Source organism: Microbacterium sp. SLBN-146, from assembly GCF_006715145.1.
In the GTDB taxonomy this organism is placed as follows: Bacteria; Actinomycetota; Actinomycetes; order Actinomycetales; family Microbacteriaceae; genus Microbacterium.
The window spans coordinates 2,137,867-2,152,578 of the sequence record NZ_VFMR01000001.1 but is presented as its reverse complement, the minus strand read 5'-3'; the positions used below and the strand labels follow the sequence as shown (position 1 = coordinate 2,152,578).

The 14,712-nt window shown below is 68.5% G+C and carries 15 protein-coding genes; 8 read left to right on the top strand and 7 right to left on the bottom strand.

Features of this window, described 5'->3' with window-relative positions:
• Window positions 1-50 precede the first annotated feature (50 nt).
• Window positions 51-578: a DNA modification methylase gene (locus FBY39_RS09295; RefSeq protein ID WP_141932039.1), complete on the top strand. Its 528-nt coding sequence runs from the start codon at window positions 51-53 to the stop codon at window positions 576-578.
• Window positions 579-632: 54 nt separating this feature from the next.
• Here the strand turns inward: FBY39_RS09295 and FBY39_RS09290 are convergent, their stop codons facing one another.
• A complete protein-coding gene (locus tag FBY39_RS09290) occupies window positions 633-1,316 on the bottom strand; it encodes a response regulator transcription factor (RefSeq protein WP_141932038.1) in 684 nt (227 codons plus the stop codon).
• Window positions 1,313-2,527, bottom strand: coding sequence for a cell wall metabolism sensor histidine kinase WalK (locus tag FBY39_RS09285; protein WP_141932037.1), 1,215 nt, complete (start codon window positions 2,525-2,527; stop codon window positions 1,313-1,315). Before FBY39_RS09285 ends, FBY39_RS09290 begins: the two co-directional genes overlap by 4 nt.
• 185 nt (window positions 2,528-2,712) lie before the next feature.
• Here FBY39_RS09285 and phoU point away from each other — a divergent pair, with 185 nt between their 5' ends.
• On the top strand, window positions 2,713-3,414 hold the full coding sequence (gene phoU, locus FBY39_RS09280; RefSeq protein ID WP_141932036.1) for a phosphate signaling complex protein PhoU: 702 nt from the start codon (window positions 2,713-2,715) through the stop codon (window positions 3,412-3,414).
• A gap of 74 nt (window positions 3,415-3,488) precedes the next feature.
• On the opposite strand, the gene FBY39_RS09275 is transcribed toward phoU, so the two are convergent.
• Window positions 3,489-4,238 carry a phosphoglyceromutase gene (locus FBY39_RS09275; RefSeq protein WP_141932035.1) on the bottom strand — a complete coding sequence of 250 codons (750 nt, stop codon included), beginning with the start codon at window positions 4,236-4,238 and terminating at the stop codon, window positions 3,489-3,491.
• A 42-nt stretch (window positions 4,239-4,280) separates the two neighbouring features.
• Here FBY39_RS09275 and FBY39_RS09270 point away from each other — a divergent pair, with 42 nt between their 5' ends.
• Window positions 4,281-5,123, top strand: a complete 843-nt coding sequence (locus FBY39_RS09270) for a class I SAM-dependent methyltransferase (protein WP_141932034.1) — start codon at window positions 4,281-4,283, stop codon at window positions 5,121-5,123.
• A 20-nt stretch (window positions 5,124-5,143) separates the two neighbouring features.
• On the opposite strand, the gene FBY39_RS09265 is transcribed toward FBY39_RS09270, so the two are convergent.
• From FBY39_RS09265 to FBY39_RS09250, 4 genes are all read right to left on the bottom strand, one after another.
• A complete protein-coding gene (locus FBY39_RS09265; protein ID WP_260838065.1) occupies window positions 5,144-6,193 on the bottom strand; it encodes an aromatic acid exporter family protein in 1,050 nt (349 codons plus the stop codon).
• A gap of 47 nt (window positions 6,194-6,240) precedes the next feature.
• Complete coding sequence (locus tag FBY39_RS09260) at window positions 6,241-7,344, bottom strand: folate-binding protein YgfZ (protein WP_141932032.1); 1,104 nt, start codon at window positions 7,342-7,344, stop codon at window positions 6,241-6,243.
• Entirely contained in the window at window positions 7,344-7,946 is a 603-nt protein-coding gene (locus FBY39_RS09255; protein ID WP_141934059.1) for an FABP family protein, read from the bottom strand. The genes FBY39_RS09260 and FBY39_RS09255 overlap by 1 nt, the downstream gene beginning before the upstream one ends.
• 133 nt (window positions 7,947-8,079) lie before the next feature.
• Window positions 8,080-8,370, bottom strand: coding sequence for a hypothetical protein (locus FBY39_RS09250; RefSeq protein ID WP_141932031.1), 291 nt, complete (start codon window positions 8,368-8,370; stop codon window positions 8,080-8,082).
• Window positions 8,371-8,486: 116 nt separating this feature from the next.
• Here FBY39_RS09250 and FBY39_RS09245 point away from each other — a divergent pair, with 116 nt between their 5' ends.
• From FBY39_RS09245 to pstC, 5 genes are all read left to right on the top strand, one after another.
• Complete coding sequence (locus FBY39_RS09245) at window positions 8,487-9,185, top strand: response regulator transcription factor (protein ID WP_141932030.1); 699 nt, start codon at window positions 8,487-8,489, stop codon at window positions 9,183-9,185.
• A 142-nt stretch (window positions 9,186-9,327) separates the two neighbouring features.
• Window positions 9,328-11,493 (top strand): RNA degradosome polyphosphate kinase, encoded by a 2,166-nt coding sequence (locus tag FBY39_RS09240; protein WP_141932029.1) that lies wholly within the window; start codon window positions 9,328-9,330, stop codon window positions 11,491-11,493.
• Window positions 11,490-12,428 carry an NUDIX domain-containing protein gene (locus FBY39_RS09235; protein WP_141932028.1) on the top strand — a complete coding sequence of 313 codons (939 nt, stop codon included), beginning with the start codon at window positions 11,490-11,492 and terminating at the stop codon, window positions 12,426-12,428. The genes FBY39_RS09240 and FBY39_RS09235 overlap by 4 nt, the downstream gene beginning before the upstream one ends.
• A 138-nt stretch (window positions 12,429-12,566) precedes the next feature.
• Window positions 12,567-13,682, top strand: coding sequence for a phosphate ABC transporter substrate-binding protein PstS (gene pstS, locus FBY39_RS09230; RefSeq protein ID WP_141932027.1), 1,116 nt, complete (start codon window positions 12,567-12,569; stop codon window positions 13,680-13,682).
• Window positions 13,683-13,757: 75 nt separating this feature from the next.
• Window positions 13,758-14,711 carry a phosphate ABC transporter permease subunit PstC gene (gene pstC / locus FBY39_RS09225; RefSeq protein ID WP_141932026.1) on the top strand — a complete coding sequence of 318 codons (954 nt, stop codon included), beginning with the start codon at window positions 13,758-13,760 and terminating at the stop codon, window positions 14,709-14,711.
• Window position 14,712 lies beyond the last annotated feature (1 nt).

The window sequence follows — 14,712 nt, the reverse complement described above, 5'->3', positions numbered from 1 at the left end:
GCCCCCTAGAATGTGTCAGGAAGCCGTCGTCCAGCCTGGAAGGATCCGTGATGTCGACTCATCGCACCTTGGGCGTGTCCCGCTCCCCGAAGCGGTCCCGCCTGATCGCTTCGATCGCGGTCGGCGCTGCCGTTGCCCTCGGCACGACGGGTTGTACGTTCATGACGCCGCAGTCGACGCAGGTCCAGTACTCCGCCGCCGAGGGCGTGAACGTGTTCGGCGACGGACCGCTCGCGGTTCGCAACGCTTTCATCGTCGCCAACGACGACGGCACGCTGGGCAACTTCGTCGCCGCCATCGTCAACGAGACCGATGAATCGCAGACTCTGCGCGTCTCGATCGGAGAGGGCGACACCGTCGACCTCTCGATCCGCGTACCGGCACGCTCGGTGCTGAGCCTCGGTTCGGAAGACGCCGAGCCGATCCTCATCGAGGGCCCTGAGATGCTCCCCGGAGCCGACATCCCCGGCTTCTTCGAGTCGGGCGACAACGAGGGCACCCTCGTCTCTCTCCCGATCCTCGACGGGCAGCTCGACTACCTCACCGACCTCGTACCCTCGGTCGGCGGCCTCGACTGACGGACGGACGAACGCGCGTGCCACCGGCCGAGCGGCGGCACGCGGCATCCTCCCTCAGCCTTCGAAGCGGTATCCCAGGCCGCGCACGGTGACGAGCATGCTCGGGTCTCCCGGCTTCTCCTCGATGCGCGACCGGATGCGCTTGATGTGTACGTCGAGCGTCTTGGTGTCGCCGAAGTAGTCGCTCCCCCACACCCGGTCGATGAGCTGGCCACGCGTCAGCACGCGGCCCGCGTTGCGCATCAGGACCTCGAGGAGCTCGAACTCCTTCAGGGGCATCGCGATCTCGCTGCCGTCGACGGCCACGGTGTGGCGATCGATGTCGAGGACCACGCGGCCTCCTTCGAGCACGCGGTCGTCGAGATCGGCGTCGGTCGCCGAGAGCCGACGCAGCACGGCGCGCATGCGGGCCAGGAGCTCACGTGACGAGTACGGCTTCGTCACGTAGTCGTCGGCGCCGAGCTCGAGGCCGACCACGATATCGACTTCGGAGTCCTTCGCCGTCAGCATGATGATCGGGACGGGCGACGTGGCACGGATCTGGCGGCAGACCTCCGTTCCCGGCATGCCGGGAAGCATCAGGTCGAGCAGCACGATGTCTGCGCCTCGCTCGCGGAATGCCGACAGGGCGGCCGGCCCGTCCTCCGTGATCTCGACCTCGTACCCCTCGCGGCGCAGAAGGTAGGCGAGAGGGTCGGCGAGGTCTGGCTCGTCCTCCACGATCAGGACACGTGTCATGCAAGATCTCCGTTCTGGGGCATGTTCTCAAGGACCGCCGCGGCGGGGCGCTTCTTCTTGCGCTTCTTCCGCGGCGGGACATCATCGGGTGCGGCGGTCAGGGGAAGGCGGACCGTGAAGGTCGAGCCGCGGCCGGGGCGTGACCACAGCCGCACCTCTCCCCCGTGCCGCTGGACGGCGTGCTTGACGATCGACAGCCCCAGTCCGGTGCCGCCTGTGCGCCGGGCGCGTGCCGGGTCGGCGCGGTAGAAGCGCTCGAACACGCGATCCTGATCGCGCTCGGAGATGCCGATCCCGCGATCGGTGACGGCGATCTCGACGACGCCGTCGACGATCTTGACGCCGATGCCGACGCTCGCGCCCTGCGGCGAGTAGGCGATGGCGTTCGCGATGAGGTTGCCCACCGCTTCGCTCAAGACCTGCGGATCGCCCCGTACGTATGCGCCACGTGCGCCGCCGCGGACGATCTGCACGCCGGCGGAGTCCGCCTGGATCGAATGGGCATCGACGGCGGATGCCACGATCTCGTCGACCGCGACGACCCGATCGTCGGTCAGCTCGTCCGTCGACTGCAAACGGGAGAGGCTCATGATGCGCGTCGTGAGCTGCGCGAGGCGATTGGCCTCGGCGCTCAGCCGGGCCGCGAAGATGCGGACCTGATCCGGATCGTCGGCGGCCGACTCGACGGCCTCCGCGAGGAGCGTCACGGCCCCGACAGGAGTCTTCAGCTCGTGGCTCGTGTTGGCGACGAAGTCGCGCCGCATCTGCTCGACCCGCTCCTTCTCGGTGATGTCGCGCAGGACGAACAGCGTCAACCGCGCGGACACCCTCGAGGCACGAACCGACACGAGGCGCGGCTCGGCGGGCGGCGCACCGCGACGGAGGCGGATCGTCTCGCTCGCGGCGAGCTCCGTCCCCCGCGTCCGGCGCAGGAGAGCACGCAACTCCTCGGAGGGCAGGACTTCTCCCTCGGACAGATGGAAGGGGGATGCCGGTACCGACGCCGCGAGGACCGTCCCGGACGCATCCACCACCACCGCCGCGTCATCCATCCCGTGGAGAACCTCGCGCACTCCCTCGGGGACGGTTGCGGAGGAGAGGACCCGCTGCCGGTCCCGTGCTCGGAGGGAGAGCATGATCACCAGGGCGACAGATCCGCCGATGACAACGCCCGCGAAGAGTGCGAGCAGCGCGAGCTGCGTCGTGGACATGTCTCCAGCGTAAGGTGCGCGCACCGGCATACCTGTGCGCTTCGATGCCACACGTGCCGCGGGCCTGTACTGTTCACTGCGTCGGCACCGTTCGTTAACCTTTGCTGACGACAATCGCCAGGGTCGTGGGCGCGCCGCCGTGGATCGGCCCGGACCGGTGCCCCGCGAACACGAAAGGTTCCCGAATGCGCGAAGTCTTCCACCAGTCCCTCGAAGACGTCCAGGGTCGCCTCGTCGAGATCGCCGAACTCGTGACGGTCGCGATCGACAAGGCGACGAGGGCCTTCGGAACGAGCGACGTCGCGCTGGCCGAAGAGGTCATCGACGCCGACCCCATCATCGACGAGAAGGCACTGGCCCTCGACGAGCTCACGATCGAGATCCTCGCGCGGCAGCAGCCCGTCGCCCGCGATCTCCGCATCGTCGTGAGCGCCCTGCGCATCAGCGCATCGCTCGAGCGCATGGGCGACATCGCCGAGCACATCGCTCAGCTGACCCGCATGCGGTTCCCCGAGCGGGCCATCCCCAAGGGCCTCAAGTCGACCTTCCTGAAGATGGGCGAGTACGACGTCGAGGTGTCCCGCAAGCTCACCGAGCTCCTCCGCACCGAGGACCTCGCGCTCATCGAAGAGATCCGCAACACCGACGACAAGCTCGATGAGCTCCATGTCTCGGTGTTCGAGAAGGTCCTGAGCGACTCGTGGCAGGGCGAGGCGGCCGCGACGGTCGACGCGACGCTCGCGAGCCGCTACCACGAGCGTTTCGCCGACCACGCCGTCTCGGTCGCGAAGAAGGTCGCCTACCTCTCGACGGGCGACTGGACCGCACCGACCGACGCGATCGACGTCGTCGCCGCTGCCGAGCAGCTCGCAGCAGAACAGCAGTAGTCACCGCGGCACGGCCGCCACGAAAGAGAGACCGGATGCCGCGGCATCCGGTCTCTCTTTCGTTCAAGCGAAGGTCAGTGCTTGCCCTGCGAAGCGACGGCAGCAGCCCCGACCGCGGCAGCTTCGGGGTCGAGGTACTCGCCCGGCTGGATCGGAACGAGGTTCTCGTCGAGCCGGTAGACGAGCGGGATGCCGGTGGGGATGTTGAGCTCGGAGATGTCGGCGTCACTGATGCCGTCGAGGTGCTTCACGAGACCGCGGAGCGAGTTGCCGTGCGCCGTCACGAGCACCGTCTTGCCGGCCTGGAGATCGGGGGCGATGTCGCTGTGCCAGTACGGGAGCATGCGGTCGATCACGATCTTGAGCGACTCCGTGCGGGGGACGTCGCCGTCGATGCCTTCGTAGCGGGGGTCTCCGACCTGGCTCCACTCGCTGTCGTCGGCGAGCTCCGGCGGCGGCACGTCGAACGAGCGACGCCACAGCATGAACTGCTCCTGTCCGAACTCTTCGAGGGTCTGAGCCTTGTCCTTGCCCTGCAGCGCACCGTAGTGACGCTCGTTGAGTCGCCACGAGCGCTTGACGGGGATCCACAGCCGATCGGCGGAGTCCAGCGCGATGTTCGCCGTCTGGATCGCGCGGCTGAGGACAGAGGTGTGGAGGACGTCGGGAAGGAGGCCGGCTTCGGCGAGGAGCTCGCCACCGCGACGGGCCTCGGCTTTCCCCTGCTCGGTGAGCCGGACGTCGACCCATCCGGTGAAGAGGTTGAGCTCATTCCATTCGCTCTGGCCGTGACGGAGGAGGATCAGCGTGTAAGGCGCACTCATACCCCCAGCTTAGCCAGCAGCGGGCTCTGAGATCATGGGCTCATGTCGCCCCGCCACGCTCCTACGGGACACGCGACCCGCGGGACGACGGGAACCAATCGCCTGCGGCGCGTCGATAGGTGGATCGCCCGGCATCCGGTGCTGCGACGGAGCCCGGATCCCCTCGTCGTCGACCTCGGCTTCGGGGCGAGCGCCGTCACGGCTCTCGAGCTCGAAGCACGTCTCGCCGCCGTACGCGACGACGTCGAGGTGCTGGGACTCGAGATCGATCCCGACCGCGTCGCCCACGCAGACCGGCAGCTCGAGCTCGTCCGCGACGGTCGCACGCCGTTCTCACCGGATGCCCGTGTGTCCTTCGCGCGCGGAGGCTTCGAGGTTCCCGTGGCATCCGGCCGTCGACCCGCCGTGATCCGCGTCATGAACGTTCTCCGCCAGTACGACGAGAGCGAGGTCGCGGCGGCCTGGGCGTCGATGGCGGCACGGCTCGCGCCCGGTGGGCTCCTCGTCGAGGGGACCTGCGACGAGATCGGGCGGATCTGCACGTGGATCGCCCTCGACGACGACGCGGCGCCGCGATCGCTCACTGTTTCGCTGCGCCTCGCCGCGGCATCCACCGACCCGGAGTGGCGACCCTCGATCGCCGCGGAACGCCTGCCGAAGGCCCTCATCCACCGGAACGTTCCGGGCGAGCCCGTTCACGCGTTCCTCTCCGCCCTCGATGGCGAGTGGGTGCGGCAGGCGGCCGTCGCGCCCTTCGGACCCGTCCACCGATGGAAGCGGACACTCACCGAGATGGCAGCCGCGGGGTGGCCGCTGCAGGAGTCGAGCAGATGGCGGCTCGGCGAAGTGACGGTGCCGTGGCGCTCGGTGGCACCGACGACCTGATCGGATGCCGCCGACGGCGCTCAGATGCGCGGAACGGCGGCCCTCGCAGCATCCTGCGGCATCCCCGTCGCCGTCAGCAGGTCGACGGCCAGCGGGCGGAGCGAACCCACGAGGTTCTGATCCACGAACGAGCCCGAGGGCGCGATCTCGGCGGGGTCCAGGTGCGAGGCGACGGCGACGAGCGTCGCGCGAGCCTCGGGTTCGAGCGAGATGTCGTCGAGCGAATCGGCGATCCGGTGCGCACCCCGCCCCAGCTCGGCGAGCACATCGGCCATGACCGGTCGGGCGCTGCCGTCGTCGACCAGGTATGCCGCCCGCCGGGCGACGACACGGAGGTTGCGCGTCGCGAGATCCATCGCCTCGAGGATCCGGCGATGACGGGCCAGCTCCGACCGCTGGCGCCGGAGGAACGGCGCGATCCGCGCGATCGCCGCGCCCGATTCGAGGGATGAGCGCCAGTTCTCCAGCAGCGGCTGGATCGCCCGCGCCTTCTGGAGCCCGCGGTCGGCGCGAAGACGATCGCCGCGACGAAGTCCCTGCACGATCGTCGCGATCGCTCCGTCCACCGCTGCGAACACCGCGCGTGCGTCACGAAGCTCGGCGCGGGCGGGATTCCGCGGGAGGAGCGCCGTCACGAGGAGGGCCGCCACTCCCCCGACCGCGCCGTCGACGAGGCGCTCGAACGGGGCGGCCGCGGGTATCACCATGACGATGATCGACTGGATGCCGGCGGCGATCGCGAAGCTCGCCTGCGCCGAGAGGAATCGTGCGACCGTGAGAGTCAGCGCGAGTGCGATCGCGAGCTGCCACCATCCCGATCCGGCGACGAGGAGAAGGACCTCGGCGACGAGGATCCCGATGATCATGCCGATGACGGTCTCGAGCACGCGGCGCGGGCGGGCATCCCGCACGAGTCCGAGGCTCGACAAGGTCACCGTCGCTGCGAGCAGCGGGGCGGCATGACCCAGCACGAAGTGCGCGAAGGCATAGGCGCCTGTCGCCGCAACGACGATCTGCACGATCGCGATGCCCGAGTCTGCGACGCGCTGCAGGGCCGGACGGGGATCCATCCGCCGACGCCATCCCGAGGGGATGGCCGCCGTCTCGGGCGCCGTGCTCACGTCGCGAGCGGCCGCCGCGAGAGTTTCGTGATGCGCGGCACGTTCGCCGTCGCGCCCGCTTCGGGCGGCACGATCATCTCCTGGGCTGCCGCGATCGGGCCGTCCTCGGTGTCGACGGTGAGTTCGGCGGAGGCGGACGTGGAGCGTCGGACGATCGCGAGGGCGATGGGGCCCTGTTCGAAGTGGCGGGCGACCGACGTCACGTGGCCGACCTCATCATCTACGGTGCGCACGATCGCACCCGGCGATGGCAGCACGCTCGCGCTTCCGTCGAGCTGCAGGGCGACGAGGCGACGAGGAGGATGCCCGAGGTTGTGCACCTTCGCGACCGTCTCCTGCCCGCGATAGCAGCCTTTGTCGAGATGCACCGCCGTGCGGAGCCAGTCGAGCTCGTGCGGGATCGCACGATCGTCGACGTCGGCGAATCCAGGTCGCCAGGCCGCGAGGCGGAGTGCTTCGACGGCATCGCGGCCGGCGAGCGCGATCGCTCCCCGGCGCGCTTCGTCGGCGAGCCTCCGCTCTTCCGCGCGCGTCACGATCGCCTCCGCCCAGTCGCGCTCCGCACCGGGGTGCGGGTCGGCCGGAGCGTAGCCCCAGCCGCCGATCGCGACATCGGGCCACGGATCGATCCAGACGAGAGGGACGCCGTGGGGGGATGCAGGCTCGAGCCCCGCGACGGCCGACCGCGTGCCGCCCACGACGGCGTACTCCTCGCCGGCATCCTGAGGATCCACGCGCAGGCGGAAGCGCATGCGGCGGAGCCACTCCAGCAGCCCCGCGGCGTCGCCGCGATCCGCGATGAGCCACGTCGTGTGGCCGTCGTCGATGACGGATGCCGCGTGCTGCACGCGGCCGTGGGGGTCGAGCATGAGCAGTTCGGTGCTCACGCCGGGAGCGAGTCGGGAGACGGCCTGCGACGCGAGCGAGTCGAGCCACGACAGGCGGTCCTCGCCGGGAACGGCGAGGACGACGCGTTCGCCGAGCGGCGCGAGGGCCTTTCCGGCCTGCAGCGCGCGCTGCTCGGTGAGGGGGCTGCCCAGATGACGGAGGCCGCCGTCATCGACGACGGCTCCGGGGATCCCCGCGAACGTCTGCGACATCACTCCGCCCGCGCGAGACGTGCCGAGGCATGAGACCCGAGCTCACGGCCCAACGCCGCGATGTCCCACGCCCACAGCAGATGGTTGTCGACGAGACCGTAGATGCGGGATGCCGCGGAGTAGGGCTTGGCGCCGGCCGTGCGTACGACGGCGTCGGTCGCGAGATCGATGCGCGGCCCCTTGACCTGCCCGAGGTAGAGCTCGCTCACGCCGTCGGAGTGGACGAGGGAGACTTCGATGTCGAAGCCGCCCTCTGCATTGCGGAGCTCCTCGACGTCGTCGACGGTCCGCACCGTCGACTCCTGGAGTGCGGGGAGGAGTCCAGGACCAGGGTCGCTCTCGGCGGCGGGTCGCGCGAGTCGCCAGTATCCGACCTCGGAGACGAGGGGCGTACGGGCGTCGTCGGCACCGTGCAGCCAGGCGTTGCCGGAGTAGTTCAGGAAGTCGCCGCCATCGTGGCTGAAGCTCACGCGGTGAGTGAACTCGCCCGTGAAATGCCGGTCGCCCACGCCGTAGTCGATGACGCCCGTTCCTTCCCAGACGCCCAGGAGCCAGGAGAGGGGGACGAGATCGGACGGCAGGCCGGTCGGGATCTCGTGCATCGACATCGAATCAGCGCTGGCCGCGGTAGAGGTTCTTCAACACGACGGCGGAGACGAACACGATCGCAAGCGACGCGAGGCCCAGGAGGCCCACGAAGAACAGTTCGAGCGCGAAGAGGTCCATGGCACCACTCTAGCTCGGAACGATGGTCGCGAGACCGAACCCCAGACTGATGACACCGAGGACGAAGAGGGCGCCGAGGGCGCTCGTCGCGACGCGCTCGGTGAACCCCTGCGAGCGCCCGTATGCGAGTTGGATGGCGAAGGCGAGGATGACGCATCCGCCCATCCCCACGACGAGCCAGGGTGCGCGCCATGCCGAGTCGGCGAAGACACCGACGGCGATCCCGATGATCCCCGCCGCGATCCACACCGCGACGATGCCGCCGATGGTGCGGCGCGGGACGAGTTCGGGCAGGGTCACGCCGCTATTCTCGCCCATGGACGGGCCCGCGCGCGACGGGCCGGGTTAACGCTTGCCGAGTGTGCACTTAGACTGTGGGGCACGGTGCAACCCGCGGCACCGGAGGGACGACGTTCTTGGCACAGCTTCTCGTACTCAGCTCCACGCATGGAGGTGGCCCCGTCCTGCCCTCCCTCGAGCTGCTGAGCCACCGCGTCCGGCAGATCCCGGCCGAACCCGCTCAGTTGGTCAACGCTCCGAATGCCGACGTCATCTTCGTCGATGCGCGCGTGGATCTCGTCGGGGCGAAGTCGCTCTGCAAGATCCTCAACACGACCGGCCTCGACGCGCCGCTCATCCTCGTCGTGACGGAAGGCGGGCTGACGGCTGTGTCCACCGACTGGGGCGTCGACGACGTCATCCTCGTCTCGGCGGGCCCCGCAGAGGTCGACGCGCGTGTGCGTCTCGCGATCGGCCGGCAAACGGCGGAGCAGGTCACGACGCGCATCCAGACCTCCGGCATCACGATCGACGAGTCGTCCTACTCCGCGAAGGTGCACGGAAAGCCGCTCGACCTGACGTACAAGGAGTTCCAGCTCCTCCACTTCTTCGCGACGCACCCCTCGCGCGTCTTCACGCGGGAGCAGCTCCTCTCCGAAGTGTGGGGATACGACTACTTCGGCGGCACGCGGACCGTCGACGTGCACGTCCGGCGGCTCCGCGCCAAGCTCGGCGATCTCGAGCAGCTGATCGGCACCGTGCGCAACGTGGGCTATCGGTTCAACGTCTACGAGGACGACCAGCTGCCCACGGCTCGCGAGCGCACCGACGCCTGAAACCCGCCGTCGTCGGTAGAGCCGCGGTCGACGGCAGAGCCACGGTGAACGGACGGGAAACGGCGCGCGAAGCATCCTCCCGAGGCACGTCGACGGCGCTGTTCGTTGCCTCCTGAACACCTCTCCCTGCAATGATGAGGGGATGATCGACAACGAGGTGCTCGACGCGGGCCTGGAAGACGCGGACGACGACGACTTCGACGTGCCGGAGACGTTCGATTCCCTTCTGCCCGACAATCGCTATCTCGACCGCGAGGTCAGCTGGCTCGCCTTCAACCAGCGCGTCCTGGAGCTCGCCGAGGACCCCGCCGTCCCCATGCTCGAACGTGCGAACTTCCTCGCGATCTTCGCGAGCAACCTCGACGAGTTCTTCATGGTCCGCGTCGCGGGTCTCAAGCGCCGCATCATCACGGGTCTCGCCGTTCCCACGAACGTCGGGCGGGCGCCGCAGGACGTCCTCTCCGATCTATCGTCCGAAGCCCACGCGCTGCAGCTGCGGCACGCGAAAGCGTGGGCCGATCTCGTGAAGCCGGGGCTCGAAGAGCGGGGTATCCAGATCGTCTCGTACGACACTCTGGAGGACAGCGAGCGCGAGACGCTCTACGAGTACTTCCAGGGCCAGGTCTTCCCCGTCCTCATGCCGCTCGCGGTCGACCCGGCACACCCGTTCCCCTACATCTCGGGCCTCTCCCTCAACCTCGCGATCCGCATCCGAAACGCCCGCACGGGACGGCAGGAGTTCGCCCGCCTCAAGGTGCCGCCGATGATGCCGCGCTTCGTCGAGGTGTCGCGCGAAGGCGACCGCATCCGCTATCTGCCGCTCGAAGACCTCATCTCGAACAATCTCGACGACCTCTTCCCCGGCATGGAGATCCTCGATCACCACACGTTCCGCCTCACGCGCAACGAAGACGTCGTGATCGAAGAGGACGAGACCGAGAACCTGATCCAGGCCCTCGAGGCCGAGTTGCTCCGCCGTCGTTTCGGACCCCCGATCCGACTCGAGGTCACCGACGACATGGACGACCTCACACTCGGTCTGCTGATCGACGAGCTCGACATCACGGAGCAGGAGGTCTACCGACTCCCGGGACTCCTCGACCTGCGAGCGCTCTTCGAGCTCGGCAAGATCGATCGTCCCGAGTTGCGGTACCCCCCGCACGTGCCGACGACGGCTGTCGCCTTCCAACCCGCCGAGCAGAACGGGCGCGCGGACTTCTTCGCCGCTATCCGCGCCTCCGACGTGCTCGTGCACCACCCCTACGAGTCGTTCACGACGAGCGTTCAGGCCTTCCTCGAGCAGGCCGCCAAGGACCCGCACGTGCTGGCCATCAAGCAGACGCTCTACCGCACGTCGGGCGACAGCCCCATCGTGCAGGCCCTCATCGACGCCGCTGAAGCAGGGAAGCAGGTGCTGGCCCTGGTCGAGGTCAAGGCACGCTTCGACGAGGCGAACAACATCGTCTGGGCGCGCAAGCTCGAGAAGGCGGGCGTGCACGTCGTCTACGGCCTCGTCGGACTCAAGACGCACTGCAAGCTGGCGCTGGTCATCCGCGAAGAAGGCGGGATGCTCCGCAGCTACTGCCACATCGGCACGGGCAACTACAACCCCAAGACGAGCCGCATCTACGAGGACTTCGGACTCTTCACGAACGACGAGCAGGTCGGACGCGACCTCACGCGCCTGTTCAACGAACTGAGCGGCTATGCGATCGAGAAGAAGTTCAAGCGTCTCCTCGTCGCCCCCCTGCACTTGCGCAAGGGCCTCCTCCGACTCATCGACAAGGAACGTCGCAATGCCGAGGCGGGAAAGCCCGCCGGCATCCGGATCAAGGTCAACTCGATGGTCGATGAGCAGATCATCGATGCGATCTACCGTGCGAGCCAGGCGGGTGTGAAGGTCGACATCTGGGTGCGAGGGATCTGCTCCCTGAAGCCGGGCGTCGCGGGGATGAGCGAGAACATCACGGTACGCAGCATCCTGGGCCGCTACCTCGAGCACTCCCGGATCTTCTCCTTCGAGAACAACGGCGACCCGCAGGTGTACATCGGCAGCGCCGACATGATGCACCGGAACCTCGACCGTCGGGTCGAAGCACTCGTGCGGGTCGTCGCGCCGAATCACGTCAAGGAGCTCACGAGCCTCTTCGACCTCGCGATGAGCGACTCGACGAGCTCGTGGCACCTCGGCGCCGACGGACTCTGGACGCGGCACAGCACCCGCGACGACGGGGCGCCCCTCGTCGACCTGCAGGAGCGGACGATGTCGTCCGTCCAGCGTCGGAGGCGGGCGCGGGTCGCCCGATGACAGAGACCGCCATCTACGCGGCGGGCGGAGTGATCTGGCGACTCGTCGACGGCAAACTCAAGGTCCTGCTCGTCTCCCGCGCGCAGTATCGCGACCTGACCCTCCCCAAGGGCAAGGTCGATCCCGGCGAGATGCTCGCCGAGACCGCCGCGCGCGAGATCTTCGAGGAGACCGGCATCCGCGTCGCCCTCGGTGTCGCGATCGGCGTTTCCCGCTACCGCATGCCCAACAAACGGCAGAAGATCGTGCACTACTGGGCAGCCGAAGCGACGGATGCCGCGATCCGCGCCTCGGCCTTCGTGCCGAACAAGGAGATCGCCGCCCTCGAATGGCTGTCTGTCCCCAAAGCGCTCAAGCGGCTGAGCTATCCCGTCGACGTCGAGATCCTCGAGAACTTCGCGCGCCTCGTCGACGACGGCGTCCTGAGGACCTTCCCCCTCATCGTGCTCCGCCATGCCAAAGCGCTCTCCCGCGAGGAGTGGGACGCCAGTGACGCCGCGCGGCCGCTCTCACCGCGCGGCAAGCGACAGGCGGATGCCATCGTGGGACCTCTTCGCGCATTCGGCGCGCGCCGCATCATCTCGAGCCCCGCCGTACGCTGCGTCAAGACGGTGGCACCGCTCTCGGCGGCTCTGGGGCGGCGGATCGACACGACAGATCTCCTCAGTCAGGATGCGTGGGAAGAAGGGGCGTCGGACGCACGGACGATCGTCGGCCAGCGTGTCCGCGCGCGAAAGCCGGCCGTCATGTGCAGCCATGGGCCGGTGCTCCCCGACATCCTGCGCGAGATCGCCCTGGCGACGGGCACGTTGCGCGGCTCCTACCTCGGGAGCGCGTCCGCCCTCGAACCGGCGGCGTTCTCGGTCGTGCACCTCTCCTCCGACGCACCCGGATCGGGCATCGTCGCGATCGAGACGCACGCCTCGACGCTCTAGGCCCGTTCACCTTCCGTTCACCCGTCCAGCGGACTCTCTTAACAGTCCGCACCTACGGTCAGTGCGTGCCCTGCACCGGGCCGAACACCCGAAGGTCCTCGAACGGACCCTCATCCTCTGACACGTGAAGGATTCACAGTGAAGATTCCCCGCATCGCCCAGGTGGGCGCCATTGCCGCCATCGCGGCACTCGCTCTCGCCGGCTGCGCCTCCAACGAAACGTCCGGAGGCTCCTCCTCCGAGCCCGCCGACGGTGGCTCGTCACTCATGGGCGAGATCGCCGGTGGTGGCGCGTCGTCGCAGGAGGTCGCCGTCCAGGCCTGGACCGCCGGCTTCCAGACGGCGAACCCCGACGTCACGATCACGTACGACCCCTCTGGCTCGGGTGCCGGCCGCGAGTCCTTCCAGGCCGGGGCCTTCCCGTTCGCCGGTTCGGACCGCGCGTTCACGACCGACGAGATCGCCGAGGGTCCCTTCGACGGCTGCGTCGACGGCTCGGGCATCGTCCAGCTCCCGACCTACATCTCGCCGATCGCCGTCATCTTCAACCTCGAGGGTGTCGACTCGCTCAACCTCGACGCTGCGACGATGGGCAGCCTGTTCGCCGGCACCATCACGAACTGGAACGACCCCGCGATCGCCGCGCTGAACGAGGGCGTCGAACTGCCCGACCTCGCTGTCACGCCCGTGCACCGCGCCGACGACTCGGGAACGACCGAGAACTTCACCGACTACCTGTTCCAGGCGTCGGGCGGCACCTGGTCGTCGGAGCCCGACGGCGTCTGGCCGCTGTCCAGCGGTGAAGCCGCGCAGGGCACCTCAGGTGTCGTGTCGGCCGTCTCCGGCGGAAACGGCACCATCGGCTACGCCGACGCGTCGCGCGCCGCTGAAGAGGGTCTCAGCACCGCCGCCGTCAAGGTCGGCGACGAGTTCGTGGAGTACTCGCCCGAGGCCGCTGCCGCAATCGTCGACGCATCGCCGTTCGAAGAGGGCCGCACCGAGGGCGACCTCGCGATCGCCCTCGAGCGCACGAGCGACGCTGCCGGTGTGTACCCGATCGTCCTGATCAGCTACATGATCGCCTGCGAGGAGTACACCGACGCGGCCGCGGGCCCGATCGTGAAGAGCTTCCTCCAGTACATCGCCAGCGCCGAGGGACAGGACGCCGCCGCTGCCGCAGCCGGTAGCGCCCCGATCTCGGACACGCTCCGCGACCAGGTCAACGCCGCGATCGATCTGATCGTCGCGGAGTAATCTGCCAGATGCCGGGCCCGTTGCGCGCAGCGGGCCCGGCATCTTCCCGATAGTGAACACCCGAGACGGGATCTCATGAGCACGACTACCGCCCCCGCTGTGGAGGCAAAGCCCAAGCCGAAGCAACGGCCCGGTGACCGTTGGTTCTCGGGCACTGCGCTGTTCGCGGGGTCCATGATCCTCGTGACCCTGGCCGCCGTCGCGATCTTCCTCATCGTGCAGTCGATCCCCGGTCTCACCGCGACGAGCGAGAACGCGTCGCTCCTGGGCGGCAACTTCTGGGAGTACGTCTGGCCGCTCGCCTTCGGCACGGTCTGGGCATCGCTGCTCGCGCTCCTGATGGCCGTCCCGCTCTCGGTTGCGGTCGCGCTCTTCATCTCGCACTACGCCCCGCGCCGCCTGGCACAGGGTCTCGGCTACATCGTCGACCTGCTGGCCGCGGTCCCCTCGGTCGTCTTCGGACTCTGGGGCATCCTGGTCCTCGCTCCGGCGGTCCAGCCCGTCTACGTCTGGCTGACGACGAACGCCGGATGGTTCCCGCTCTTCAGCGGCACGGCATCGGCCACGGGCCGCACGATCTTCACCGCCTCCATCGTCCTCGCCGTCATGGTCCTGCCGATCATCACGGCGATCTGTCGCGAGATCTTCCTCCAGACCCCCGTGCTCCACGAAGAGGCGGCTCTGGCTCTCGGCGCGACGCGCTGGGAGATGATCCGGATGGCTGTCTTCCCGTTCGGCCGCAGCGGCATCGTCTCGGCCTCGATGCTCGGTCTGGGCCGCGCCCTCGGTGAGACCATGGCCGTCGCGATGGTGCTCTCGGCGACGGGGGTCATCACGTTCCAGCTCTTCACCTCCGAGAACCCCAGCACCATCCCCGCCAACATCGCGCTCACCTTCCCCGAGGCCTACGGCATCAACATCAACGTCCTGATCGCGACGGGTCTCATCCTCTTCGTCGTCACCTTCGCGGTGAACGCACTCGCGCGCTGGATCGTCAGCCGCCGCAAGGAATTCTCGGGAGCGAACTGAC